This window comes from Erythrobacter sp. CCH5-A1, assembly GCF_001557115.1.
Classification (GTDB): Bacteria; Pseudomonadota; Alphaproteobacteria; order Sphingomonadales; family Sphingomonadaceae; genus Erythrobacter.
In genome coordinates, this window is the sequence record NZ_LSKQ01000290.1 from 1 (window position 1) to 414 (window position 414).

At 74.6% G+C, this 414-nt stretch carries 1 protein-coding gene; it reads right to left on the reverse strand.

Features of this window, described 5'->3' with window-relative positions; genetic code table 11:
• Nucleotides 1-317 (reverse strand): hypothetical protein (locus AX708_RS21220; protein WP_233999676.1); only part of this gene is annotated, 317 nt, incomplete at its 3' end.
• Nucleotides 318-414 lie beyond the last annotated feature (97 nt).

The window sequence follows — 414 nt, forward strand, 5'->3', positions numbered from 1 at the left end:
GCCGGTGCCCGCGCGCCGAGGGTCGCCCCAGCCCGGGCCGACGACGGCCCGTCGATGCGTTGATCACGCGCTGCGGCAGGCGCGGCGGCGATGCCAGCAAGGCACGCATGTGCCGATGCGCTGGCGAGCAGTGCCGCGCCGGGATCGGGCGCACGGCAGACCGCGCGAAGCCGATGCGAACGACTGTTCGCAAGGCCAGCAAGGGATTGCCGGTGCCCGCAAACCGAGGGTCGCCCCAGCCCGGGCCGACGACGGCCCGTCGATGCGTCGATCACGCGCTGCGGCAGGCGCGGCGGCGATGCCAGCGAGGCACGCATGTGCCGACGTGCTGGCGAGCTGCGCCGCGCCGGGATCGGGTGCACGGCAGACCGCGCGAAGCCGATGCGGACGAAGGTCCGCAAGGCCAGCAAGGGA